Raw genomic sequence first — 22465 nt, forward strand, 5'->3', positions numbered from 1 at the left:
CGCGGGTCCGGGCCGGGGAGGCTTGCGAAGACTGCCGTAACTCTAGCCCATCGCGGGCCAGTTGGTCATGACGCGGCGGCTGTGCCGGTCATGCCACGGGGGCGACGTCCGGGTCCGTGCCCGCCAGGTACTCCTCGCTGATCTCCCGCTCCCCGAACGGCCACACCTTCTCCAGCCGCGCCCACACGACGTAGGCCACACAGCCGAGGGCCAGCCAGGCCAGGGACCACTCGATGGGATGGCGGCCCGGGGAGTTCTTGTCCGCGTAGCCGTAGATCACGCACCAGCCGGCGAAGGCGACGATGCTCGGCAGCGGGTAGAGCCACACCCGGTACGGCCGGCCCAGGCCCGGCTGGCGTTTGCGCAGCACGGTAAGGGCGACGATCTGGGCGAGCGCCTGCACGATCACCATGACCGTCGTGAGCAACTGGATCAGTGTCGCGAGGTCGGTGTGCCGGCCGATCAGGAAGCCGATCGCCGTGATCACGCCCATCGTCGCGAGGCCCAGCATGGGGAAGCGGTGCTCGGGGTGCAGCTTCTCGTACGGCCGGAAGAAGACGCGGTCGCGGGCGGCGTCGTAGGGCACCCGGGAACCGCCCAGCAGCCCGGTGAAGACCGAGGCGAACGCGGTGACCAGGATCAGCACGGTCACCGTGTCGGCGGCGCCCTTGCCCCAGGTCTTCTCCAGCACCGCCGAGGCGACCGAGGTGGCGGCGATGTCGTGCGGGTCGGCCATCCGGTGCCAGTCGATGACCCCGAGGGTCCCGATCTGGAGGAGCAGGTAGATCGCCATGATGCCGAGGATGGAGAAGAGGATCGAGCGCGGGAGGGTACGGCCCGGGTCCTTGATCTCGGCGCCCATGTACGCGGTGGTGTTGTAGCCGAGGTAGTCGTAGATGCCGATGGTCAGGCCCGCGGCGAAGCCGAGCCAGAAGTGGTCGCTCGTCAGGTCGAAGGCGCCCGAGGGGTAGGTGAAGGCCAGGTGCGGGCTGAAGTCGGTGGCCGCGGCGACGATCACCAGCAGCACCGAGGCGATCATCACCGCCCACATCACGGCGGTGATCCGGGCGATGTGCTCGATGCCGCGCCAGAGCAGGAGCACGACCAGGGCGATGATGCCGAGGCCGATCAGGTCGCCGGCCGTCTGCCCGAGATCCGGGGCCAGATAGCCCAGGTACTGGACGAAGCCGACCACGCCCGTGGACATGATCAGCGGGATGAAGAGCATCGCCGTCCACACGAAGAGGAACGGCATCAGCCGGCCGGTGCGGTACTGGAAGGCCTGGCGCAGATAGACGTAACTGCCGCCGGAGCCGGGCATCGAGGCGCCCAGTTCGGCCCAGACCAGTCCGTCGCACAGCGCGAGGACGGCGCCCGCGACGAAGCCGATGACCGCCTGCGGGCCGCCGAACGCGGTGACCATGAGCGGAATCGTCACGAACGGCCCGATGCCGCACATCTGGCTCATGTTGATGGCCGTGGCCTGGAACAGGCCTACACGGCGGACGAAACCACCCGAGGGTGGCGGGCTACCGGACATGGGGACTCCTGACGCCACGGGCGCGCTCGACGGCACCCGGCGGGCTGACTGGCCGATAAAGTTAAGGAGCCTTACTAGAGCCGTCAAGTACGCGCCGGGAATACATGAGAATGGTCCGATGACCGTCAGTGACGCCGAAGAGCAGCAGGATCAGCCCTGGAGCCGCCGACGGCTGCGCAGCACCAACGAGCGTCTGCTGCTGGACCGGCTGCGCGCCCTCGGCGCGGCGTCGCGCGCCCAACTGGCCCGGGAGACGGGCCTATCGAAGCCGACGGTCTCCAGCGCGCTGGCCTCCCTGGAGGCGGCCGGACTCGTGCACGAGGTCGGCACCCACGCCCCGGAGCGCGGGCGCACCGCCGTGCTCTACGCCCCCGACCCGGCCGCCGGGTACGCGCTCGGGGTGGACATCGGGCGGGGCTGGCTGCGGGTGGCGGTGGTCGACCTGGACGGCACGGTCGTCGCCCGCACGGACGTACGCAACCGGACCCGCGCCTCCGCCGCGCTGGCCGACCTGGTCGTGGACACGGCCCGGCAGGTGATCGCGGGTTCGGGTGTGGACCCGGCCGAGGTGGTGCACGGGGTGGTCGGCACGCCCGGCGTCTACGACGAGAAGCAGCGGCGGGTGCGGTACGCGATGCATCTGCCGGGCTGGGGGCGCGCGGGGCTCGTGGACCGGATGCGCGAGGAGCTGGGCGTACCGCTGGAGGTGCACAACGACGCCAACCTGGCGGCGCTCGGCGAGTACACGTACGGCGTCGGCACCGGCAGCCGGCTCTTCGCGTACATCCTGATCGGCACCGGCCTCGGCATGGGCGTCGTCAGCGAGGGACGGCTGTTCACGGGGGCGCACGGGCTGGCCGGCGAGATCGGATTCCTGCCCTGGCCGGGCCGGCAGAAGCCGGAGCGGCTGGAGGACGCGGTGTCCGGGGTGGCCGTGGTGGAGGCCGCCCGGGAGTTCGGGATGCGCGGGCAGCTCACGGCGAAGGCCGTCTTCGACGCGGCCCGGCGGGGCGATCCGGCCGCTCTGCGGGCGGTGGAGCTGGAGGCCGAGCGGATCGCGCACACCGTGGCCGCGGCCGCAGCCGTGCTCGATCCGGATCTGGTGGTGCTCGGCGGCGGGGTCGGCCACAGCGTCGACCTGCTGCTGCGTCCGGTCCAGGAGCAGGTCCGCGTCCTCACCCCGCTGCGACCGCGGATCGCGCCGAGCCGGCTCGGCGAGGACGCGGTGCTGCTCGGCGCGGTGGCGACGGCGCTCGACACGGCGCGGGACCTGGTGTTCGAACGCAGGACGGCCGGAACCTGACGCCGTCAACGGCCACGGTGGCCACGCTCGTTGACACGGCCCGCGAGGCCCCCTAGCTTGAACCAGGTTAGTAAAGTTTCCTAACTTTACGAACCCGGAGCCCCCATGTTCCCTCGCCCCGCCCTCGGACGCCGGTACGCCGTCCCCGCGCTGGTCCTCGGCCTGCTCGGCTCCCTCACCGGCGGCGCCTGGACCGGCGCCCGGCAACCGGCACCACCGCACGGGCCCGTCCGGACCACCCTGGTCCCCTCCGCGGCCGGCGCCGGCACACCGCTCGCCGGGTACGCCATCCAGTCCTCGGCGAAGGTGGGCGACTCGCCGGCCGCCATCTCCTCCCCGGGCTATCCGGCGACGGGGTGGTATCCGGCGGGCCCGCGCTCCACCGTCCTGGCCGCGCTGCTCGACGACGGCGTGTACGCCGACCCCTTCTACTCCACCAACCAGCAGAAGGTCCCCAGGGCCGACTTCCAGGTGCCCTGGTGGTACCGCTCGGACTTCACCGTCTCGGACACCGCGCAGCGCACCTTCCTCGACTTCAGCGGGGTGATCTCGGCGGCGGACGTCTATGTGAACGGCCACCAGGTGGCGAAAGCCGCGGACGTCACCGGCGCTTACACGCACCACGAGCGGGACATCACCTCGCTGGTCAGGTCCGGCACCAACACGGTCGCCTTCCGCATCCGGCCCAACGATCCGGACAAGGACCTCACCATGGGCTGGATCGACTGGCTCCAGCCGCCGCCCGACCGGAACATGGGGATCGTCCGGGACGTCCTGGTGCGCCGGGGCGGCCCGGTGGCGCTCCGTGACGCACACGTGGTCACCAGGCTCGCCGTGCCGTCGCTCGCCTCCGCCGACCTGACGGTGAAGGCGCGGGTCCGCAACGACACCGGCTCCGCCGTCACCGCCGAGGTCACCGGACGCATCGGCGCGACCACGTTCACCCGGCGGGTTCCGCTCGCCGCCCATGAGACGAGGACCGTCGCCTTCTCCCCCGCCGACACCCCGGGCCTGCGTCTCACCTCGCCGAAGGTGTGGTGGCCGGCCGGGATGGGCGGACAGCCGCTGTACGACCTCGACCTCACCGCGTCCGTGGCCGGAACCACCTCGGACACCGCGCACGAGAGCTTCGGCGTCCGTGACGTCCAGGCGCCGCTGAACGCGGACGGCGCACGCCAGTACCGGATCAACGGCCGCCGGCTGCTGATCAAGGGCGGCGGCTGGTCACCGGACGAGTTCCTGCGCTGGGACACCACCTACGTCGAGGACCGGCTGAAGTACGCCCTCGACCTGGGCCTGAACACGATCCGGCTGGAAGGGCACCTGGAGCCGGACGAGTTCTTCGACCTGGCCGACCGCTACGGCATCCTCACGCTGCCGGGCTGGGAGTGCTGCGACAAGTGGGAAGGCCAGGTCAACGGGAGCGAGACCGGCGAGCCGTGGACCGAGGCCGACTATCCGGTGGCGCGGGCGTCCATGGCCGCCGAGGCCGCCCGGCTGCGCGACCACCCGAGCGTGGTCTCCTTCCTGATCGGCAGCGACTTCGCACCCGACGCGAGGATCGAGAAGACCTACCTGGACGCCCTGCAGGCCGCCGACTGGCCCGACCCGGTGGTCTCCGCCGCCTCCGACAACTCCTCGCCTCAGCTGGGCAGTTCTGGCATGAAGATGACCGGGCCGTACGACTGGGTGCCGCCCGGCTACTGGTACGCCAAGCGCGAGGGCGGGGCCACCGGCTTCAACTCCGAGACCAGCGCGGGCCCCGCCATCCCCACCCTCGACACCCTGCGCCGCATGCTGAGCCCGGCCGAGCTGGACACCCTCTGGAAGGACCCTGACGCAAGGCAGTACCACCGCTCGCCGTCCTCGGTCTTCGGCACGCTCAAGATCTACGACGCCGCACTCACCGGCCGCTACGGCGCCCCGAAGAGCCTCGCCGACTATGTACGCAGGGCCCAGCTGGCCCAGTACGAGAACGTCCGCGCCCAGTTCGAGGCGTACCAGCGCAACGCCACGGACTCCGCCAAGCCCTCGACCGGAGTGATCCACTGGATGTTCGACAGCGGCTGGACATCCCTGCACTGGCAGCTGATGGACCGCTACCTGGATCAGGGCGGGGCCTACTTCGGCGCGAAGAAGGCCGGCGAGCCGCTGCACATCCAGTACTCGTACGACGACCGGTCGGTCGTGGTCGTCAACCACCTCCACGGCTCCGCGACCGGACTCACCGCGCGGGCCACGCTGTTCGACCCCGACGGCACGCAGAGGTACGACAAGAAGGTCGGCGGGCTGACGGTGAGCGGCGACGGGGCGCACGGCACCGCCCTCACCCTGCCGTCCTCGGTGGGCGGGCTGTCGTCGTCGACGTATCTGCTCCGCCTGGTCCTGACGGGCGCGGACGGCAAGGAGGTGAGCCGGAACGTGTACTGGCTGTCCACCCGGCCCGACACCCTCGACTGGTCCGGCACGACCTGGTACTACACGCCGACGACGACTTACGCCGATCTCAAGGGGCTCGCCTCGATGGCGCGGGTGCCGGTGTCCGCGACGGCGGCCACGGAGTCGTCGGACGGCACGTCCACCACGACGGTGACCCTGCGGAACACCGGGAGCGGGAAGACCCCGGCTCTGCTGACGGACGTCCACCTCGTGGACGCACGGGGCAAGCCGGTGCTGCCCGTGCGCTGGTCGGACAACGAGGTGAGCCTGTGGCCGGGCGAGTCGGTGACGCTGACCGCCACCTGCCGGACGGCCGATCTGCACGGCTCGGCGCCGGGGGTGCGGATCTCCGGCTGGAACACCCCGGAGCGGACGGTGCCGGCGGCCTGACACAGCGGGGGTGGACCGGTTCGGCCCACCCCCGGGCGGTTCAGCCGACGTTGAGCGCGGTGTCGTCCACGACGAACGACGTCTGGTACTGGGAGCCCTCTGTGCCGGTGAACTTCAGCGTGACGGTCTGCCCGGCGTAGCTGCTGAGGTTGAAGCTGCGCTGGGTGTAACCGGAGGCGGCGTTGAGGTTCGAGTACGTCGCCAGGGTGCCGAGGACCGTGCCCGAGCTGCCCAGGACCTGGACCTTGAGGGTGTCGTAGGCCGTGCTGGTCGAGGTCTCGGCCGTGTCGATGTGCAGATAGAAGCTGAGCGTCGCCGTCGAGCAGCCGGACGGGATGGTCACCGACTGGGACAGGGTGTCGGTGGTGGCGGTGCCGTAGCCGTCGAGCCAGGCGTAGTACGAGCCCGAGTGAGCCGGTTCACCGGTCGCGTTGGTGATGACCCCGCTGGACGCGCTCCAGGTGGTATTGCCGGACTCGAAGCCGTTGTTGCCGAGCAGCTGGGCGGCGGTGCAGGTGCCGCCGCCTCCGCCGCCGCTGGTGCCCGAGCCCGCCAGCCAGGCGGTGGCGTTGAGGGCGAGGGCGGCGTCGGTGGCGCTGGAGTCGTTCCAGCCGTCGTAGAGGGTGTTGCCGGACTGGCCGGTGCCGTCGTCGATCGGCGAGCTGTCGCCCCAGAAGGCGACGCGGCCGCTGCCGAAGGTGCTGGTGAGGAAGAAGGCGCCGGTGTTGCCGGAGTAACCGGTGCGGTACAGCAGGCCTTTGACGTTCGGGTTGTCCGACGGTTTGAGCGTGGCGGTGGTGCCGTTCGCGATGAGGCTCTTGGTGACCGTGCCGAAGGAGCCGTGCAGCACCGGGTCGGTGCTGTCGCTGATCGCGGCCGGGTGGTCGGAGCCGATGTTCAGCGAATCGATCGAGAAGCCGAACGGGTCGGTGGAGTCGACGCTGTTGTTCGTCATCAGGTCGTTGAGGATCTTGACCGCGTCGTTGCCGTCGTTGTTGCGGTCGGCTCCGGTGTGGTCGGAGACCATGAACAGCCCGCCGCCGTTCTTCACGAAGTTCATGATCGCCGTCTTCTCGGCGCTGGTGAACAGCGTGTTGGGTTCCGGCAGGACCAGCGTGTCGAAGTTCGACAGGTCGGTCGAGGACGAGCCGCCGTAGCTGAGGCTGGAGCCCGACGGCAGTGTCTTCAGGCTGTAGCTCCCGGTCTTCTGCAGCGCCACGCCCCAGGAGGACAGGGCGCCGGTCCAGTCCGTCTCGGCCGACGGGGAGGAGTCCTGACCGAGCGGGTCGGGCTGGCTGGTGGAGATGATCCAGTCGGCGTTGCCGGCCGTCTCGGCGTGCGCGTTGTCGAACAGGATGCGGTGCGTGGTCGCCGCGTGGGCGGCGGTGCCGCTGCCGACCTGGACGGCGGCTCCGGTGAGGAGCAGCCCGAAACCGGCCAGGGCGGTGGTGAGTCTGCGGCGGGATCTCCTGGATCCAAGCATCCGGCGAACCTCCATGAGGGGTGGGGAGAGGCGGTGCGGCGCCAAGTCTGCGCGCGTAGAGCCCGCTTGAGGGTTCTACACGCGTCGAGTGGTTGAAAGGTACATGGCATGAAAGCCGGGTGAACAGAAAGTCCCGGCAATAACCGGAGCGGAGTGCCTCCGCTTACAGCGGGCACATGCTTAGCGGGAGGCAATACCAAAAGGGGTGGACATGGAGATCTCGGGCATCATCAGCGCCATCGTCATCGGCCTCGTCATCGGCGTCCTGGGGCGCCTGGTCGTCCCCGGGCGACAGCACATCGGCGTCCTGTGGACCATCGTCGTCGGCATCGTGGCCGCACTGCTGGGCTCGGCGATCGCCGCGGGGTTCGGGGTCGCGGACACCAAGGGTCCCGACTGGATCGAGTGGTTCATCCAGGTCGCCCTGGCCGCGGTCGGGATCGCGGCGCTGGACCGGTCCCGCGTCCGTCGCTGACGCGGGGTCAGCCGCCGTAGAGGTAAGGGGTGGTGGTGCTCAACGCGTGGAAGCCGAGGCGTTCGAGGATCGGGCGGCTCATGGGTGAGGCGTCGACCTGGAGGTAGCGGTAGCCGCGGGCGGCGGCGACGCGGGCGCGGTGGGCGACGAGGGCGCGGTAGACGCCCCGGCCCCGCCAGGCCTCGACGGTGCCGCCGCCCCACAGCCCGGCGAACCGGGTGCCGGACACCAGCTCCATCCGGGCGGCGCTCACGGGTTCGTCCCCGGCGAGCGCGACCACGGCGACGACCGTACCGGGGTCGGCGGCCAGGCGGGCCAGCAGCCGGTGCCGCAGCCGGCCGCCGTCGGTGCCGAAGGCCTTCTCGTGGACGTCCACGACGAGGTCGACGCCGGCCGGGTCGGTGGCCTGCACGAGGCGGACGCCCTCGGGAGGTTCGGCGTCCACGGCGAGCCGGCCGGTCTCGCCGATCATCAACGTCTCCTCGGGCTCGGCCCGGAATCCGGCGGCGACGAGCCGGGCGCCGAGGTCGTGCGGCCGGTCGTGGCCGTAGAGCTTCCACTCGAAGTCGCGGCCGAGGCCGGTGAAGTACGCGACCTGGTCGTGGATCGCCCGGTCCGCGCCCGCCGCGTCCAGACGGGACCAGAGCACGCCGTTCCACCCCTGCGCGTCCGCGATCTGACGCACCACCGCGCCGGACCGCTCGATCCGGGCACCGGGTCCGTCGGGAGCCGCGTTCTCACGCAGGTCACGGTCGAAGAGGGCGAGCACCGCCGAGTGATCCATGCCCCGACTCGATCATGCCGGACCGGCCCGGGGCAACGGGATTACTCCGCACCCGCCTCCGGGCGTACGGCGGCCAGGTAGGCGCTGAGCCGGTCGCGGTTGCGGGCCAGGCAGTCGATGCGCGACTGGATGCGGTCGATGTGCCCCTGGAGCAGGGCGGCCGTCTCCGGGGTCACGCACGCGGCCGGCGGGTGCAGCTCGCCCGGTCCCGAGAGGTACGGCAGGATCGCCCGGATCATCTCGGTGGTCAGACCGGAGTCCAGCAGGCCGCGGATCTGCTGGACCTCGGCGACCGCGGACTCGGGATACCTGCGGTAGCCGTTGTCGCCGCGCCCGGGATGGAGGAGGTCCTGTTCCTCGTAGTAGCGCAGCAGCCGGGCCGGTACGCCCGTGCGGCGCGACAGTTCACCGATCCGCATGGCCGCCTCCCACGTCCGCTTGACCTTCACACTGATGTCAGACTCCGACCATGGTCCCATGACCCTGTCCTCCACGTCTTCCCAGGTCAAGGCTGGTCCGCTGCCGTGGTCGGGGCTGCTGGCCCTGTCCTGTGCCGCGTTCACCGCGGTCCTCACGGAACTCCTGCCGGCCGGCACGCTGCCCGCGATGGCGCGCCCGCTGGACGTCACCGAGTCCCGGATCGGTTTCCTGGTCACCGCGTACGCGGCGGCCTCCTTCCTGGCCGCCGTCCCGCTCACCGCCGCCCTGCGCGGGCTGCCGCGGCGGCCGGTGCTGTGCGGCGCCCTGCTGGGCTTCGCCGTCAGCAACGCGCTGGTCGCGCTGTCGTCGTCGTACCCGCTCACCTTCGCGGCCCGGCTGCTGGCGGGCGCGATGGGCGGCACCCTGTGGGCGATGCTGGCCGGCTGTGCGGCCCGGATGGTGCCGGCCGGGCGGCGCGGGCGGGCCATCGCGATCGCGCTGGCCGGCATCACCCTGGCCCTGTCGCTCGGGGTGCCCGCCGGTACCGCGCTGGCCGGTGCGGTGGGCTGGCGGGCCGCCTTCGGCATGCTGTCCGTGCTCGCCGTACTGCTCGTGGGGTGGATACGGCTGCGGGTGCCCGGTTTCCCCGGCGAACCGGCGCACGCGCGCGTGCCGCTCGCCAGGGTCGCGCTGCGCCCCGGCATCCGCCCGGTGCTGTCGGTGACCCTGTTCCTGCTGCTGGGCCACCAGGTCGTGTACACCTACCTCGCCCCGTTCGCGGGGCACGCCGGGTACGGCCGTACGGGCCTGCTGCTTGCGGTGTTCGGGACGGCCACGGTGGCCGGGATCTGGGTCACCGGGATCCTGATCGACCGGCATCCGCGCCCCACGCTGCTCGCGGCGCTGGCCCTGTTCACCGGCGTACTGCTGACGCTCGGCGCGGGCGCGCGGGCGCACGCGCTGCTGGTCGGCGCGGTGGCGCTGTGGGGCGTGGCCTTCGGCGGGGCGCCGACGCTGATCCAGACCGCGCTGGTCGACGCCTCCGGGCCGGCCGAGGCCGATGCCGCGACCTCCTTGCAGACGACCGTGTACAACGCGGGCATCGCCGCCGGTTCGCTGACCGGCGGCGTGGCGCTGGATGCGCTGGGCCCCGGAGCCCTGCCCTGGACCGCCCTGGCGCCGGCCGTGCTGGCGCTCACGATCGTCGCGGCGGCCCGGCGCCACGCCTTCCCGCGCGTGCGGCACGCCCTTGCCCCGGAGGCGAAGGTGCCGGGCGAGCCGGTGTCGGTGGCCGATGGCGAGGGACGGTGAGTTGCGGTACCTGCGCCGCTGTGTGGAGCCGGCGGTCGACGCGCTCGAGGTCGGTGACGAGCCGTTCGGTCGGTGCTGGTGGCCGGGGACGGCCGGGTGCCGGGCCGAGGACCGCAACCGGGCGAAGGGCGGAGACCGCACCCAACGCCCCTGAGCATCAGCCGAGTTCGAGCGTGGTGACGCCGAACACCCGGTGCCGGGCGTGTCCGCGGACCGGTCCGGTGTACATGCGGGCGGTCTCGAACGAGGCCTGGAGTCCGGCCTCTTCGGCGAGCGCGACACCGGCCGCGTTCGGCTCGGGCACGTCGATGGCGACCTCGCGTCCTGCGGCGTCGGCCGTAAGGGCGGCGAACAGGGCGCGGGCGTCGTCGGCGGTGTCCGCGAACAGGGGGCCGATGCGCAGGGTGTCGTGGCCGGGGCGGATCACGCCGTAGCCGGTGAGGCGGGCGCCGTCGTGGCGGACGAAGGCCCGGTGCCCGGGGCCGGTGAGCCACTCGGCGAGGAAGCGCGGACGGTCGGCCGGGTAGCAGGCGCTGTCGTAGGCGGTGATCGCGGCGAGGTCGGCGGGCCCGGCCGGCCGGACGCCCGCGGGCGTCTCGCGCCGCGGTGCCGTACCGGTGAACCGGATGGTGCGGTAGGCGAGTTCGAACCCGGACTGGCGGTAGTTGTCCTGCTGGGCGACGACCCCGTCCAGGCCGACGGTGCGGTTGCCGACGTGGGCGAGGGCGGTCTTCCAGGTGGTGAGGCCGTGGCCCTGGCCGCGCAGGTCGGGCCGGACCAGGTAGCAGCCCAGGAAAGCGTACTCCGCGCCGTAGTTCACCACGGAGATGGCCGACACCGGCTCCCCGTCGAGACGACCGAGGAAGAACCCGTCGGGATCCTGCGCGAAGAAGGCGGGCCCGTCGGACAGTCCGGGATTCCAGCCCTCCGCCGCCGCCCATCCGGCGATCACCGGCCAGTCGGCGAGAGTGGCCTGGGTGACGACGAGGTCGTGGGGGGCCGCAGAGGTCATCGATGCGCTCCATTTCAGTCGGGACCGGACTGCCGTGCCGCATCCTTCCGGATCAACGGGGGCCGCACCATGGGGAGATCGGCCGTTGCGTGCGCGGCCCGGACGACACGGACGCCCTGGGCCGGGCGCCTCACCCCGACGGGCAGGCCCACTCTGGGATCCATGCCGGACGCACGATCGCTCGACAGCATCATCGCCGTCCCCTACGGCGCCCTCTGGTTCACACGGCCGGGAGGGCTGGGACCCATCGGCGTCGGCGCCGCCGCCGCCCGCTTCCCTGTCCCCCCACGCCCGGCACCCCCACCGACGGGCATCGCCGGTCCCGACGGCGCGCTCAGGTCTACGACGGACATCTGGGCCTGGCGCCTCAGCCGGACGGGCAAGGTCACTCTGGGATCCATGCCGGACCCACGATCACTCGACAGCCTGGTTCACACGGCCGGGACGGCTCGGACGCATCGGTGTCGGCGGCGCCGCCGCCCACTTCCCCGTCCCCCACGCCCGGCACCCCACCGACGGGCATCGCCGGTCCCGACGGCGGCTTCTGGCTCGTGGGCCGGGGGGACGAGTGTCGTTCGCCGCTTCTCGCTCCGGGCGGTGGCGAGGCGGCGACGGCCGCGCGGGCTCCACGCCGAGATCGGCGGGCGCCGGGCACCGGGCGTAGTGCGCCTGGCGGTCGGCCGCCCTTCCCCGACTGATCGGCCGCTGCCCGACGGTGGCGTGATCCGTCGGACAGACCAAGCCCCACCGGGCCGGCGTCCGGTGGGGCTTTGGGAGGGGGAGGGGGTCAGTGGGTGCGCACCGGGCGGCAGCGGCGGTAGAGGACCGTACCCGTGAGCAGGAGCGCGGCGCTGCCGGCGATGGCGGGCACGGTGACGTCCGTACCGGTGTGGGCCAGTACGGGCGTCGTCGGCTGGGCCACCAGGCTCGGTGTGTACGGGAGGGGCTGGTGTCTGGTGGGGGCCGTGGGCTTCGGGGCCGGGTTGTGCGGGGTGCGGGGCTGGTCGCCGGGGCCGTTGACCGACCGGTTGCCCTCGGCCGGGTTGCCCACCCCGACCACGTTGACGCTGTTGCCGCTGACGTTCACCGGCAGGTCGACGGGGAGCTGCACGCCGTTGCCGGAGAGCACGCCGGGCGAGTCCTTCGCGCCGCCGTGGGCATAGGCGCCGCCGGACGTCGCCGACCCGCCCGTTCCGGCGCCGTCGTGCGTGCCGTTCGCGCACGCGTTGCCGGCGGCAGGGTTGAGCAGCCCCACCACGTTCACGGTGTTGCCGCACACGTTCACCGGCACATGCACCGGGAGCTGGATGCCGTTGCCGGAGATCAGCCCGGGCGAGCCGGCCGCGGAGCCGTCTGCGGTGGCACCGTCGGCGGCGAAGGCGGCGGACACCGGCAGCGCCACGGCCATCGCTCCGGAGGCGGTGACGACCGCGATCACACCGTTACGGGTAGCCCGTCTCATAGGTTCCCTGCCTTCCAGACTTCGTCGCGGGCACTCACCCGCACCCCGTAAAACGCAGGTGCACCATCCGAGTTATGGCTTATCGACCTTTCACCCCGTCGAGCGACAGTGTTATCGAACTCCCTGTAAAGACGCCGAATGATCGATGACGGGCGAAAAGGATGCGCAGGATACGGCACCGGGCGCCGGCCTGCCCGCCGGGAGGCGGGCCGTCCGGGGCCCGCTTATGGTGATCCGAGGGCGCCGCCCGCCGGCCCGCGACAGGCGTCCCGGGAGGCTGTCGATGCTGGTCAAGCTGTCCACACGGCCCGCCGTGCGGCGCTGTGCGGGTACCGGAGCCCTCGCCCTGGCGCTGCTCGGCGCCGGGCTGCCCGCGACCGGCCGGCCGCAGCCCGACCTGGCCCGCTTCTACCGGCAGAAGGTGACCTGGGCGGCCTGCAAGGGCCCGGACATGCCGAAGGACCTCCAGTGCGGAAAGGTCACCGTCCCGCTCGACTACGCCCGGCCCCGCGCGGGCACGCTCGACGTGGCCCTCGCCCGCTACCAGGCCACCGGGAAGAAGCGGGGCTCGGTGCTGCTGAACTTCGGCGGCCCCGGCGCCGCGGGCATCCCCGCACTCGCCGCCGACGGCAAGCAGTTCATGGACCTCACCAACGGCTACGACGTGGTCGGCTTCGACCCGCGCGGCGTCGGCCGCTCCTCCCCCGTCAGCTGCGGCGAGGGCAGCGACGAGGCCTCCACCGCGATGGACGACGAGTCCGGCCTCGCCCATCCGCAGGCGCTCCTCGCCAAGCTGCGCGAGGCCGCCGACGAGTGCGCGCGCAGCTCCGGGCCGGTGCTGCCCCACATAGGCACCGTGAACGCCTCCCGCGACCTGGACATCATCCGCCAGGCCCTCGGCGACAAGAAGCTCAACTACCTCGGCTTCTCCTATGGAACACGGCTCGGCGCGGTGTACGCGGCGCAGTTCCCGCACAAGGTCGGCCGGATCGCCCTCGACGGCGTGGACACCCTGACCGAGTCGCTGGCCGAACAGGGGGTGGCCGGCGCCCAGGGACAGCAGACCGCGCTGGACGATTTCCTGGACTGGTGTACGACGGACGTCGCCTGTCCGTTCGGGCAGGACCGGCGTGCGGCCGGGGACCAGGTGCTCCGGATCGTGCGCTCGCTCGACCAGAACCCGGTCCCGACGGACTTCGGCGGCTCCTTCTCCGGGCAGGACCTGGTCGGCGCCATCGGGCAGGGGCTCTACAGCAAGCAGCTGTGGCCCTCCCTGGAGCGCGCCCTGGCCTCACTGGTCGAGGACGGCGACACACGGCGGATCCTGAGCTTCGCCACCGGGGGCTCGGGTCTGCCCCGCGGCGAACACCACAAGAACGGCGGTCTGGTCGATCCGCAGGACGTGCCGGTGGACAACCTCGAGGCCGCGCTGATGGCGATCAACTGCGCCGACGACCCCGACCGGCCCGGCGCGGCGCAGGTCACCAAGGATCTGAAGCGACTGCGGGCCGAGTACGACCGGGCCTCGCCGGTCTTCGGCCGCTACCGCCTGACCCAGCTGCTCATGTGCTACGGCCGACCCAAGGGCACGGCCTTCATCCGGGACCGGGTGAAGAACGTCGACTCGGCGAGGATGCTGCTGGTGGGCACGCGCGGCGACCCGGCGACGCCGTACCGGTGGACGGTGGAGACGGCCGCACGGCTCGGTTCGTCGGCGGTGGTGCTCGACAACAAGGGCGACGGCCACACCGGCTACACCTCCTCCAAGTGCGTGCACCGCAAGATCGACGACTTCCTGCTCTACGGCTCCCTGCCCCCGAGCGGCAGCTCCTGCCCGGCCGACGGCAACGACTGGAGCGCCACCACGAACTCCACCAACTGATGACAGTCGCGGCGCAAGCGCGTAACAGCCGCGAATCCGGCACAACCTCTCGGCCCACCCGGTCGTCACACCGGGCGGAGCGCGCTCCGGCCTCCGCACCCCGTACCCGACCACGACAGAGGGGACACCATCATGCGCATCCGCGCCGCCATCGCCGTACCGGCCGCCTCGGCCGCCGTGGCCTGTCTGCTGCTGACCGCGCAGCAGGGCCAGGCCGCCACGGCGGACCAGGCCCGGCCCGTCCGCTGCGCCGAGAAGTCGCTGACGGTGCGGGCGAAGGCCGTGCCCGGCGATCCGACCGTGCTGCGGGTCGGTGTCACCCACCGCGGCGCCGGGGCGTGCGTCGTCGACCGGGTGCCCACGGTGACCTTCGGGGACCTCGACGGCGCCGCGCTGCCGACGCCCGAGGGCGGCACCGGCACCTACCGGCTCGCGCCCGGCCAGACCGCCTACGCCGACGTCCGCACCATCGGCGACCCGGCGGACCCCGAGGCCCGCCGGGTGGACACCGTGACCGTGGCCGCCTCGGCCGCCCACTGGGGGCGCTCCTTCACCGCCGCGCGGCTCGGCACCGGCAGGCACGTCCTGGTGTGGGAGCCGGTGACGACGTGGTGGCAGCCCACGCGGGCGGCCGCGGACCGGGCCATCGGCCTCAGCCGGTGATCACCTCCGGCGCGTAGACCTCCAGCCACCGCGCGAGGTCCAGGGCGCGTTCCAGGCCGCGCCGGGCCGCCTGGGTGCTGACCGGTGCCTCGCGCTCGGCGGCCCGGCGGAGCCGGTCGCGGTCGACGAGGTCGAAGACCTGGTGCGAGGGCCGGGAGAGCAGCTCCTTCGCCTGCTCCTGGAGGGCGCGGGCGTACCGCGGGTCCTGCGTGGACGGGTACGGGCTCTTGACCCGCTCGTACACCGAGCGCGGCAGGACGTCCGCCGCCGCCTCCCGCAGCAGGCTCTTCTCCCGGCCGTCGAAGGACTTCAGCGCCCACGGGGCGTTGTAGACGTACTCGACCAGCCGGTGGTCGCAGAACGGCACCCGGACCTCCAGGCCGACGGCCATGCTCATGCGGTCCTTGCGGTCGAGCAGGGCGCGCACGAAGCGGGTCAGGTGCAGATGGCTCATCCGCCGCATCCGGTACTCGAAGTCGCTCTCGCCGTCGAGCCGTTCGATGCCGGCGACGGCGGCGCGGTAGCCGTCGGCGACGTAACTCTCCAGGTCCAGGGACTTGGTGAGGTCGGCGCGCAGCACGTCGGCGTCGTCGCCGAAGTGGCGCCCCATGGTCGTCAGCCACGGGAAGGTGTCGGCGCGGCGCGCCTCCTCGTCGAAGAACTGCAGATAGCCGCCGAAGACTTCGTCGGCGGACTCGCCGGACAGGGCCACCGTGGACTTCTCGCGGATGGCGCGGAAGAGCAGCAGCAGCGAGGTGTCCATGTCGCCGAAGCCGGCGGGCAGATCGCGGGCGCGGATCACCTGCTCGCGCACGGCGGGGTCGGCGAGGGACTGCGCGTCGAGGACAATGTCCTGGTGGTCGGTGCCCGCGAGCCGGGCCACGTCGTGCACGAAGGGCGTGTCGGGGGTGCCGCGCAGTTCGTCGGCGACGAAGTTGTCGGTCTGGCCGACGAAGTCGACGGCGAAGCTGCGCACCTTCTCGCCCTGCCGGGCGAGTTGCCGGGCGGCGATCGCGGTCATCGCGGAGGAGTCGAGGCCGCCGGAGAGCAGGGTGCAGCGCGGGACGTCCGCGACCAGCTGGCGGCGCACGATGTCGTCGAGCAGCGAGCGCACGGTCGCGATGGTGGTGTCGCGGTCGTCGGTGTGCGGACGGGTCTTCAGCTGCCAGTAGACGCGGGTGGACAGGCCGGAGCGGTCGACGGTGACGACCGTGCCGGGTTGCACCTCGTGCATGCCGTCCCAGATCGCGTGTCCGGGCGTCTTGACCATGACGAACAGTTCCCGCAGCCCGTCCAGGGTCACCCGGCGGCGGGCCAGCGGGTTGGCGAGGATCGCCTTGGGCTCCGAGCCGAACAGGACGCCGTCGGAGGTGGGGTGGTAGTAGAACGGCTTGATGCCCATGCGGTCGCGGATCATCACGAGCTTGTCGTGGCGGCCGTCCCAGACCGCGAACGCGTACATCCCGTTGAGCCGTTCGGCGACCGCGTCACCCCATTCGAGGTAGCCGTGCAGCACGACCTCGGTGTCGGAGTCGGTGGTGAACCGGTGGCCGCGGCCTTCCAGTTCGCGGCGCAGCTCGGTGAAGTTGTAGGCCTCCCCGGAATACACCATGGCGACCGTTCCCTCGGGGGTCGCCACCGACATCGGCTGACGGCCGCCGGGGAGGTCGATGATCGCGAGCCGGCGATGGCCCAGGGCGGCCGGGCCCTCGGCCCAGGTGCCGCGGTCGTCCGGGCCGCGGCAGGCCATCGTCTCGGTCATCGCATGCAATGTGGTGGCCTCGGCGGTCAGGTCGCGGTCGAAAGAGACCCATCCTGTGATGCCGCACATGCGCTGCCTCCTGCCTCCGGCTCGCATCAAGAGCCAACCAGTTGTATCGAGCACCTATATGACGAGCCTCCGTCAGGCGTTCGACGCGGTCAACGCGGCCGTAACACGATTGCCCCACACTCCCCCTGGTTTCGGCCGGGTTTTGCCTTCGCGAAATCCCCGGATCGCGGGGACTGCGGGCCGACGGGCAGCGAACCGGCCACAGGCAAAAACTTGGCCAAACAGCTCGGGCGTTACTCCTTCACGGCCAGAAACGAGTCGAGCGCCTCGGTCAGCTCGGCCGGCCTCTCCAGTGGCAGCTCATGGCCCGCGTCGAGGATGCGGACGACCGCGTCCGGGTAGGCCTTGGCCATCCGCAGCATCTGCCGCACCGGCAACTGGACGTCGTGGTAGCCGTGCACCATCAGCGTGGGCGTGCGGATCTCCCCGGCCCGGTCGAGGACGTCGAAGGCGCGCATCGCGCCGTACAGCGTCATCACGACCTCCCGCGGGGTCGCGGCGGAGGCGCGGATGTGCGCGCGGATCTCCTCGCGCGGAAAGCCGGGCGCGAAGGCGCGCTGGATGTTGGCGGCCACGAACAGCCGGTACGGCACCAGGGTCGAGGCGGCCATGAGCAGGCCCCGGCCACGGCTGTACGTCATCCGGCCGATGGAGCCCACCAGCGCCATCCGCTCCACCCGCTCGGGGTGGGCCAGGGCGATGGTCTGCGCGATCATCCCGCCCATCGAGTGGCCGACCAGCGCGAACCGTTCGACCTGGAGGTGATCGAGGAGGGTCAGGACGTCCTGGGCCAGCTCCGCGATCGTGCGCACCCCGGACCCGGTGCTCTCCCCGTGCCCGCGCAGGTCCAGCCGGATCACCCGGCGTCTTTCGGAGAAGTGCGTGATCTGGTGGTCCCAGCGGTGCCGGTTCGCGGTCCAGCCGTGCACGAACACCAGGGGCACCTCGGGTGCGTCACGGGGCCCCTCGTCGTCGTAGGTCAGGGCCGCTCCGTCGACTTCGAGCTGCGGCATGTCAGGCCTCCTGGGTGCGCTGCGGTCCGGTTACTGGCCGGTACGGTAACCGTCCGCGGGGCACCGCGTCACCGTTGTGCGCCAAGGAAGTCCGCGACCGTCCGCCCCGGAGACCGACGGTGACCTCGGGTCCGGATTACCCCGAATGCCGTACCTGTGAATCCGACCTATCGTGCTGTCATGGAGCACGCACTGAGTCCCGCGACCCTCGCCGAACTGCGGCGACCGCGTCCGTACCCGGCGGTGTCCGTGCTGACCCCCACGCACCGCCGCGAACCCCAGTCCGGCCAGGATCCCGTCCGGCTGCGCAATGTGGTCACCGAGGCCCGCAGGCGCCTCGAGTCCGATCCCGCCGTCACCCGTGAGCGGCGCAACGACGTCGTGGCGCAGCTCGACCGGGCGCTGGCCGAGGTGGATCTGACGCACGCCGAGGACGGCCTGGTGATCTTCGCCGCCCCGGGCGAGCACCAGGTGTGGTCCCTGGCCCGCGCCGTCCCCGAACGGGTGGTGCTGTCGGACACCTTCCTCACCCGCAACCTGGTCGCCGCACAGGCCGCCGAGCGCCCCTTCTGGGTGCTGTCGGTCTCCGCGGACCACGTCACCCTGTGGAGCGGTGGCGAGGGCCGCGTGGTGCAGGACCGCTCGGGCGGCTTCCCGCTGGAGCGCAGCCGGGAGAACTTCGACGCCGAGCGCCAGATGCAGGTCGGCGATCTGAAGAGCGCCTTCCGCGAAGAGGGCACCCGGCAGTTCCTGCGCGAGGCCGACACCGCCATGAGCACGGTCCTGCGCGAACAGCCCCGGCCGCTGTACGTCACCGGAGAGCAGGCGGCGCTGTCCCTGCTGGACGAGGTCGGCAGTGTGGCCAAGGCCGCGGTCCACGTGCCGCACGGCGGGCTCGCGCACGCCGGTCCCGAGGCGGTGTGGCAGGCGCTGCGGCCGGTGCTGGAGCAGGAGGCCCGCAAGGACACCACGGCCGTGGTCCGGGAGTTGACCTCGGCCCGCGGGCACCGGACCTACGCGGCCGGTCTCGACGAGCTGTGGCAGAGCGCCCGGGAGGGCCGGGTACGGCTGCTCGCCGTGGAGGAGAACTTCCGGGCGACCGTCAGTGACCTGGGCGAGCATCTGGTACCGGCCGAACCCGGCGACCTGGACGCCCGCGAGGACATCGTGGACGAGATCGTCGAGCAGTGCCTGGAGACCGGCGCCGAGGTCCGCTTCGTGCCCGACGGCACGCTGGGCGACGCCGACGGGATCGCCGGGGTCCTGCGGTACTGAGACGCTCCCCCGGCAGCGCTCCCTGCCCGGCGTACGCTACGGCGTGATCGTCGGCGTAAGGGAGCGCACACATGGGTGACCTTCTGGGAGTGGCCGTACTGGGTGCCGGACACATGGGGGCCGACCACATACGACGCCTCGACCAAGTGGTCAGCGGAGCGAGGGTCGCGGCGGTGGCCGACCCCGAGGCCGAGCGGGCGGAGAAGGCCGTGGCGGGCATCGACGCAGTGACCGTGCACACGGACCCGGAGGCCGCGCTCGACGCGCCCGGCGTGGCGGCCGTGCTGATCGCCTCGCCCGGGCCCGCCCACGAGGAGGCGCTCCTCGCCGCCTTCGCCCGCGGGCTGCCGGTGCTGTGCGAGAAGCCCATGGTGCCCGACTCCACGGGTGCGCTGCGGGTGGTGGAGGCCGAGGCACGGCTGGGCCGCCGGCTGGCGCAGATCGGCTTCATGCGCCGCTACGACGCCGAGTACCGCCGGCTCAAGGCGCTGCTGGACGGCGGTGGTCTGGGCCGTCCCCTGATGCTGCACTGCACCCACCGCAACGTCTCCTCCCCCGGCCACTTCACCAGCGCCATGCTGATCAACAGCTCCGTCTCGCACGAGATCGACGCGGCCCGCTGGCTGCTCGGGCAGGAGCTGACGGCGGTGACCGTCGTGCGTCCCACGCCGTCCGCGGACGCCCCCGAGGGCCTGCTCGATCCGCAGTTCGTGCTGTTCGAGACCGCGGGGGGCGCGCTGGTCGACGTGGAGGTCTTCGTCAACTGCGGCTTCGGCTACCAGGTGCGCTGCGAGGCCGTGTGCGAGCGGGGCAGCGCGCGGATCGGCGACGAGCGCACCATGGTGGTCACCGCGGCGGGCAGCGCCCGTGAGGAGGTGGCGCAGGACTACCTCGTCCGGTTCGCCGACGCCTACGACCGCGAGGTGCAGGCCTGGGTGGACGCCACCCGGCGTGGCGAGGTCACCGGTCCGAGCGTCTGGGACGGTTACGCCGCGTCGGTCGTCGCCGAGGCGGGCGTCCGGGCGCTGGAGACCGGCGGCCGGGTGGCCGTCGGCCTCGCCCCGCGCCCGGACCTGTACGCCGGGGTCAGCCGCTGACGCTCGCGGCTCCCGTCTCCAGGTGCCCGGTGAACCGGCGCGACCAGCTCGCGTCGGAGTCGACGGTCACCGTGAAGTCGTACCAGCCGTTCTGGTAGGCGACGGCGTTGAAGTAGTCCTCCGCCGAGGCGCCCGCGGTGACGGTGTAGGTCCACGGGCCGTCGCCGCGGTAGTGGTTCGAGGTGATGGTGAACCTCACCGGGGATGAACCCGAGTTGGTCATCTTGAAGTAGACGGCCAGCTTGCCCGTGCCCGGCTCGACGGCGTAACGGGTGCTCACCTCCGCGGACCTGCCCGCCTTGGTCGCGTCGCCCTGGAAGCGGCGCAGGAAGCGGTTGGGGCCGACCATGGTGAAGTCGTACGTGCCGCCGCCGAAGCCCGTGCCGATGTTGAAGGAGTCGGAGGCGGTGCCGCCCGCGTCGACGGTGTACTGGTAGGGCGTGGTGTCCCGGTAGGCGTTCGGGTGGATGGAGAAGTGGGCCGCGCGGGAGGCCGGGCCGCCCTGGTTGGTCATGGTGAACCAGGCGAGGATCTTGCCGGCGGCGCCGAACTCCAGGTGGTCGAGGTAGCCGCCCGGCTGGTACGGCAGCGCGCGGGCCGGGCGGGTGCCGGACTCCTGCGCGGGCAGGGCGTTGTCGGTCGGCACCGGGTTGGGCAGCGGGCCGCAGGTGCCCATGCCGATGACGCTGGTCGCGGGCAGGGATACCGGGCCGTAGACCGGATTGGCGAAGTCGAAGACGCCGGTGAGGTCGCCGCTCACCTTGCGCCGCCAGTCGCTGATGTCGGGGCACTTGGCGGGCTTGCCGAGCGCGGACGTCCAGGTCTCCAGGAAGCGCAGCACCGAGGTGTGCTCGAAGACCTCCGAGGAGACCCAGCCACCGCGTGTCCAGGGCGAGATGACCAGCATCGGGACGCGGAAGCCGAAGCCGTACGGCACCCCGTTCAGAAACTCCCCGGCCGTTCCGGCGGGCGGTGCCGGCGGGGGCACGTGGTCGAAGTAGCCGTCGTTCTCGTCGTAGTTGAGGAACAGGACGGTGGAGTCGAAGACGTCCTGGTCGGCCGCGAGGGCCTGGTAGACGAGGCCGACGAAGTGGGCGCCGTCGCCGGGCGGGGCGTAGGGGTGCTCGGAGAAGGCCTGGTTGGGCACGACCCAGGAGACCTGCGGGAGGGTGCCCGCGAGCACGTCGGACTTGATGGCGGCGGCGATGTCGTCGGGGGTGGAGCCGGTCACCTTGGGCGCCGAGGACATGCCGCGGTCGTACAGCGGGTTGCCCGGCCGCGCGTTGGCGAAGTTCTTGAAGTAGGCGCAGCCGTTGTCGCCGTAGTTGTCGGCCGCGTTCTGGTAGACCTTCCAGCTCACCCCGGCGGCCTGCAGTGCCTCGGCGTAGTTCTGCCAGGTCAGGCCGGACTCGTCGCCGCCGTCGTAGCTCGTGGAGTCGACCTTGCCGCTCCACAGGTAGGTGCGGTTGGGGCCGGTCGCGCTGAGCGTGGAGCAGAAGTAGGCGTCGCAGACGGTGTAGTTGTCGGCGAGCGCGTAGTGGAAGGGGATGTCGGAGCGGTCCAGGTAGCCGAGCGAGCGGACGTTGCCGACGCCCGCGACCCAGTTGTCCATGCGGCCCTTGTTCCAGGCGGAGTGCTGCGAGGACCAGGAGTGGGGCAGGTCGCCATTGCACTGGGCCAGGGTTTCGCCGTCCTTGCCGCCGGCGGACGGGGTGGCGCTGAGCTTCCAGGGGTACTGGCGGCCCGTCCCGTTCGGCTGGTCGAAGACCGAGTGGCCGCCGCCGAGGGTGATGCCGCTGCGGTCTCCGAAGCCGCGCACGCCCTTCAGACGGCCGAAGTAGTGGTCGAAGCTGCGGTTCTCCTGCATCAGGATCACCACGTGCCGTACGTCCTTGATCGTGCCGGTCGCGGTGGTGGCCGCCGCCGCGCTGCGGGTGCCGGCGCCGCCCAGTGCCACTCCCGCTGCCACGGATGCGCCGAGCCCCACGAAGCCTCTTCGGCTGATCGGTGTCATCGCCCCGTCCTTGTCACCTTCGGTGCCCCTGCGGCACGCCGCGCGCCAGGGTGCCCCTCGGCGGCCGTCGG

17 protein-coding genes are annotated in these 22465 nt (G+C 72.0%); 8 read left to right on the top strand and 9 right to left on the bottom strand.

Annotation, left to right across the window (positions count from 1 at the left end; translation table 11 throughout):
- Positions 1 to 88 precede the first annotated feature (88 nt).
- A complete protein-coding gene (locus tag ACQPXS_RS07050) occupies positions 89 to 1540 on the bottom strand; it encodes an APC family permease (protein WP_433447991.1) in 1452 nt (483 codons plus the stop codon).
- 118 nt (positions 1541 to 1658) lie between these two features.
- On the opposite strand from ACQPXS_RS07050, the gene ACQPXS_RS07055 reads away from it, so the two are divergent.
- Together ACQPXS_RS07055 and ACQPXS_RS07060 are read left to right on the top strand one after the other, a co-directional pair.
- A complete protein-coding gene (locus tag ACQPXS_RS07055) occupies positions 1659 to 2843 on the top strand; it encodes an ROK family protein (RefSeq protein ID WP_433447993.1) in 1185 nt (394 codons plus the stop codon).
- Positions 2844 to 2948: 105 nt separating this feature from the next.
- The gene (locus ACQPXS_RS07060) at positions 2949 to 5672 is read left to right on the top strand and encodes a glycoside hydrolase family 2 protein (RefSeq protein ID WP_433447996.1); all 2724 of its coding nucleotides are present in this window, start codon (positions 2949 to 2951) and stop codon (positions 5670 to 5672) included.
- Between the two features lie 40 nt (positions 5673 to 5712).
- Here ACQPXS_RS07060 and ACQPXS_RS07065 read toward each other — a convergent pair whose 3' ends face one another.
- On the bottom strand, positions 5713 to 7155 hold the full coding sequence (locus tag ACQPXS_RS07065) for a hydrolase (RefSeq protein ID WP_356306549.1): 1443 nt from the start codon (positions 7153 to 7155) through the stop codon (positions 5713 to 5715).
- Between the two features lie 211 nt (positions 7156 to 7366).
- Between ACQPXS_RS07065 and ACQPXS_RS07070 the strand changes: the two genes are divergently transcribed.
- Positions 7367 to 7630: a GlsB/YeaQ/YmgE family stress response membrane protein gene (locus ACQPXS_RS07070; protein ID WP_433447999.1), complete on the top strand. Its 264-nt coding sequence runs from the start codon at positions 7367 to 7369 to the stop codon at positions 7628 to 7630.
- Between the two features lie 7 nt (positions 7631 to 7637).
- Here the strand turns inward: ACQPXS_RS07070 and ACQPXS_RS07075 are convergent, their stop codons facing one another.
- Together ACQPXS_RS07075 and ACQPXS_RS07080 are read right to left on the bottom strand one after the other, a co-directional pair.
- On the bottom strand, positions 7638 to 8414 hold the full coding sequence (locus ACQPXS_RS07075) for a GNAT family N-acetyltransferase (RefSeq protein WP_433448001.1): 777 nt from the start codon (positions 8412 to 8414) through the stop codon (positions 7638 to 7640).
- 41 nt (positions 8415 to 8455) lie between these two features.
- Positions 8456 to 8833 carry a MerR family transcriptional regulator gene (locus tag ACQPXS_RS07080; RefSeq protein ID WP_356306959.1) on the bottom strand — a complete coding sequence of 126 codons (378 nt, stop codon included), beginning with the start codon at positions 8831 to 8833 and terminating at the stop codon, positions 8456 to 8458.
- A gap of 58 nt (positions 8834 to 8891) precedes the next feature.
- Here ACQPXS_RS07080 and ACQPXS_RS07085 point away from each other — a divergent pair, with 58 nt between their 5' ends.
- Positions 8892 to 10145 (top strand): MFS transporter, encoded by a 1254-nt coding sequence (locus ACQPXS_RS07085; RefSeq protein ID WP_433448004.1) that lies wholly within the window; start codon positions 8892 to 8894, stop codon positions 10143 to 10145.
- Positions 10146 to 10302: 157 nt separating this feature from the next.
- On the opposite strand, the gene ACQPXS_RS07090 is transcribed toward ACQPXS_RS07085, so the two are convergent.
- A complete protein-coding gene (locus ACQPXS_RS07090) occupies positions 10303 to 11157 on the bottom strand; it encodes a GNAT family N-acetyltransferase (protein ID WP_433448006.1) in 855 nt (284 codons plus the stop codon).
- Positions 11158 to 11944: 787 nt separating this feature from the next.
- Positions 11945 to 12619, bottom strand: coding sequence for a chaplin family protein (locus ACQPXS_RS07095; protein WP_433448008.1), 675 nt, complete (start codon positions 12617 to 12619; stop codon positions 11945 to 11947).
- Between the two features lie 283 nt (positions 12620 to 12902).
- Between ACQPXS_RS07095 and ACQPXS_RS07100 the strand changes: the two genes are divergently transcribed.
- Together ACQPXS_RS07100 and ACQPXS_RS07105 are read left to right on the top strand one after the other, a co-directional pair.
- The gene (locus tag ACQPXS_RS07100; RefSeq protein ID WP_433448010.1) at positions 12903 to 14501 is read left to right on the top strand and encodes an alpha/beta hydrolase; all 1599 of its coding nucleotides are present in this window, start codon (positions 12903 to 12905) and stop codon (positions 14499 to 14501) included.
- A gap of 132 nt (positions 14502 to 14633) precedes the next feature.
- Positions 14634 to 15164: a DUF4232 domain-containing protein gene (locus ACQPXS_RS07105; protein WP_433448012.1), complete on the top strand. Its 531-nt coding sequence runs from the start codon at positions 14634 to 14636 to the stop codon at positions 15162 to 15164.
- Here ACQPXS_RS07105 and asnB read toward each other — a convergent pair.
- The gene (gene asnB / locus ACQPXS_RS07110) at positions 15154 to 16995 is read right to left on the bottom strand and encodes an asparagine synthase (glutamine-hydrolyzing) (protein WP_433448014.1); all 1842 of its coding nucleotides are present in this window, start codon (positions 16993 to 16995) and stop codon (positions 15154 to 15156) included. The genes ACQPXS_RS07105 and asnB overlap by 11 nt on opposite strands.
- Positions 16996 to 17228: 233 nt before the next feature.
- Entirely contained in the window at positions 17229 to 18008 is a 780-nt protein-coding gene (locus ACQPXS_RS07115) for an alpha/beta fold hydrolase (protein ID WP_433448017.1), read from the bottom strand.
- Positions 18009 to 18188: 180 nt separating this feature from the next.
- On the opposite strand from ACQPXS_RS07115, the gene ACQPXS_RS07120 reads away from it, so the two are divergent.
- The gene (locus ACQPXS_RS07120) at positions 18189 to 19283 is read left to right on the top strand and encodes a chemotaxis protein (RefSeq protein WP_433448019.1); all 1095 of its coding nucleotides are present in this window, start codon (positions 18189 to 18191) and stop codon (positions 19281 to 19283) included.
- 71 nt (positions 19284 to 19354) lie between these two features.
- Positions 19355 to 20380, top strand: a complete 1026-nt coding sequence (locus tag ACQPXS_RS07125; RefSeq protein ID WP_433448021.1) for a Gfo/Idh/MocA family protein — start codon at positions 19355 to 19357, stop codon at positions 20378 to 20380.
- On the opposite strand, the gene ACQPXS_RS07130 is transcribed toward ACQPXS_RS07125, so the two are convergent.
- Positions 20370 to 22394, bottom strand: coding sequence for a phosphocholine-specific phospholipase C (locus ACQPXS_RS07130; RefSeq protein WP_433448023.1), 2025 nt, complete (start codon positions 22392 to 22394; stop codon positions 20370 to 20372). The two genes, ACQPXS_RS07125 and ACQPXS_RS07130, sit on opposite strands and share 11 nt — an antisense overlap.
- Between the last annotated feature and the right edge of the window lie 71 nt (positions 22395 to 22465).

The organism is Streptomyces sp. CA-142005 (assembly GCF_050942335.1).
Taxonomy (GTDB): domain Bacteria; phylum Actinomycetota; class Actinomycetes; order Streptomycetales; family Streptomycetaceae; genus Streptomyces.

Coding starts and splice junctions, on each gene's coding strand:
- ACQPXS_RS07090 (WP_433448006.1), bottom strand. CDS start 11,157: ATGACCTCTGCGGCCCCCCACGACCTCGTCGTCACCCAGGCCACTCTC.
- ACQPXS_RS07060 (WP_433447996.1), top strand. CDS start 2,949: ATGTTCCCTCGCCCCGCCCTCGGACGCCGGTACGCCGTCCCCGCGCTG.
- asnB (WP_433448014.1), bottom strand. CDS start 16,995: ATGTGCGGCATCACAGGATGGGTCTCTTTCGACCGCGACCTGACCGCC.
- ACQPXS_RS07055 (WP_433447993.1), top strand. CDS start 1,659: ATGACCGTCAGTGACGCCGAAGAGCAGCAGGATCAGCCCTGGAGCCGC.
- ACQPXS_RS07100 (WP_433448010.1), top strand. CDS start 12,903: ATGCTGGTCAAGCTGTCCACACGGCCCGCCGTGCGGCGCTGTGCGGGT.
- ACQPXS_RS07115 (WP_433448017.1), bottom strand. CDS start 18,008: ATGCCGCAGCTCGAAGTCGACGGAGCGGCCCTGACCTACGACGACGAG.
- ACQPXS_RS07125 (WP_433448021.1), top strand. CDS start 19,355: ATGGGTGACCTTCTGGGAGTGGCCGTACTGGGTGCCGGACACATGGGG.
- ACQPXS_RS07085 (WP_433448004.1), top strand. CDS start 8,892: ATGACCCTGTCCTCCACGTCTTCCCAGGTCAAGGCTGGTCCGCTGCCG.
- ACQPXS_RS07065 (WP_356306549.1), bottom strand. CDS start 7,155: ATGCTTGGATCCAGGAGATCCCGCCGCAGACTCACCACCGCCCTGGCC.
- ACQPXS_RS07095 (WP_433448008.1), bottom strand. CDS start 12,619: ATGAGACGGGCTACCCGTAACGGTGTGATCGCGGTCGTCACCGCCTCC.
- ACQPXS_RS07130 (WP_433448023.1), bottom strand. CDS start 22,394: ATGACACCGATCAGCCGAAGAGGCTTCGTGGGGCTCGGCGCATCCGTG.
- ACQPXS_RS07120 (WP_433448019.1), top strand. CDS start 18,189: ATGGAGCACGCACTGAGTCCCGCGACCCTCGCCGAACTGCGGCGACCG.
- ACQPXS_RS07075 (WP_433448001.1), bottom strand. CDS start 8,414: ATGGATCACTCGGCGGTGCTCGCCCTCTTCGACCGTGACCTGCGTGAG.
- ACQPXS_RS07050 (WP_433447991.1), bottom strand. CDS start 1,540: ATGTCCGGTAGCCCGCCACCCTCGGGTGGTTTCGTCCGCCGTGTAGGC.
- ACQPXS_RS07070 (WP_433447999.1), top strand. CDS start 7,367: ATGGAGATCTCGGGCATCATCAGCGCCATCGTCATCGGCCTCGTCATC.
- ACQPXS_RS07080 (WP_356306959.1), bottom strand. CDS start 8,833: ATGCGGATCGGTGAACTGTCGCGCCGCACGGGCGTACCGGCCCGGCTG.
- ACQPXS_RS07105 (WP_433448012.1), top strand. CDS start 14,634: ATGCGCATCCGCGCCGCCATCGCCGTACCGGCCGCCTCGGCCGCCGTG.